This window comes from Pseudomonas sp., assembly GCF_049645325.1.
Taxonomy (GTDB): domain Bacteria; phylum Pseudomonadota; class Gammaproteobacteria; order Pseudomonadales; family Pseudomonadaceae; genus Aquipseudomonas.
On the sequence record NZ_JBARTQ010000389.1, the window covers coordinates 1 to 1,693 of the forward strand.

At 56.9% G+C, this 1,693-nt stretch carries 1 protein-coding gene; it reads right to left on the bottom strand.

Annotation, left to right across the window (positions count from 1 at the left end; genetic code table 11):
* Positions 1-18: 18 nt before the first annotated feature.
* Positions 19-1,410, bottom strand: coding sequence for a transposase (locus WBB95_RS16965; protein WP_424488646.1), 1,392 nt, complete (start codon positions 1,408-1,410; stop codon positions 19-21).
* Positions 1,411-1,693 lie beyond the last annotated feature (283 nt).

Genomic DNA, 1,693 nt, shown 5'->3' on the forward strand with positions numbered 1-1,693 from the left:
GCCACCCCTGTGAAGCTTTCATTGCAGGTATGAATCCTTACCGCGCGACTCTGCGAGGATGCGGGCGGTGGAAACGTGCGACTTGCCTTTGAATCGTGTACGTTTCGGCCTTGGCTTTTTCGGCCCACGGCGGTGCTTACGGAATCGCTCGAGTTTGACACGTTGGGCCAAAGCTACCAACAGATTCGCCATTTGGCGAGCGCTCAACTTGCCGAATTGCCGCTGCCAACGGTCGGTTCCGATGGCCACCATCATTCCACGCATCATACCGCGCATCTCATCGGCCACATAGTAAGCCGAGATGTCGTCCAGGCACGACGCGCCATGTGCGGCGGCCAACGCCGTGCGGACGACGCTCAGAATGTTATAAGCGACCAGACCGATGCCAAAAGCAAACAGCGCGGCGGGTGGATAGCCCAGACTGCCGATTTCGCAGTGCAATGCCGTGGCCAACTCACCGAAGGCGGCTTCCAACTTCCAACGTCCGCGATAAGCTTCTGCGATCCGCGTGGCTTTCACGCGGTTTGGCAGGTTCGTCAGAATGTGGATTTCAGTTTGGCCATCTTCGGTCGGCTGGTCGAGCTTGATCGTGATGCGACGCACCTTCAGCCGGTGGCCCCAATCATCGATGAGATCCACGCGCTGTTGATAAACCATGCCCGTTTCCGTTCGACCCACCTTGCGATGCGGGCCTGCCGCTTCCCAACGCACATTCGTGGCGTGCTGACGAATCACAAAGTACGCATCGTTGGCAGCGGTCTGAAAGAGAAACAAGCTGGTGCAGAAGTTCCGATCGCCCATCCAAACTTCACCGGCCTGCATCGAGTCCAGCACTTCCATCAGCAGGCTTCGTTCCTGCGCGTGGCCGTCCTGACACGGAAAGGCGTCAACCACCAACCGCGTGTCCGGATCAAAGACCACCAAGGTCTGACCCGGCAATGGGCCGGCAGCGATGTCGCGTAACTCCTGGATGCGATGCTCGCTGGCCGCCAAGTGATTGCCGTCCAGAATCCGCACGCGAAAGCCGGGCAGCAGGTCTTGGCCCTTGAACATTCTTCGCAAGCTACGTACCACCGGCGCCATGCGCCGTGATGTTTCGACGACGAGTTGCCGCGTCACACCCGGCTCGATGAGATTGATCTTGTCGTACAGAGCCCGGCGACTGACGGTAAAACGATCCTGCTGCTTTTGGTAGGCCGCGTTCACCGAGGGGAACACCTGAAACACCACGCTGCCCATCACGTCCACCACGTCGGAAAACAAAAGTTCACGCGTGTACTGTCGCTGTGCTGTCGTCTCAAAGATCTGATTGATAAACTGATCCGACAACGCAAACTCCAGACTGCCCCGAATCATGACGCAAACCGGAGTTTCCTCCACGAACTTGTCAAACGCCTTGGACAGAATCATCCGTTACCTCCTGTGTTTGTAAAACAAATCACCGTAACGAATTATTCAACCATCCTCCCAGCAGCGGCAAGAATGAAAGCATTGACAGCTTCACAGGGGTGGGATCAGCACCAGCCTTGCACGTGCGCGATCGCGAATTAATCTACGCAGCGTTTTCACGCAGGACTTGCTTGCGACTTGCAAGCCGCGACCGGTAAACTTCCTCCATCGTATGAACGAGTTTCGATTTCCGGAAACGCGCAGGGGCCTAACGCGCAAATTCGCATGTGGGCCGAACGTATAC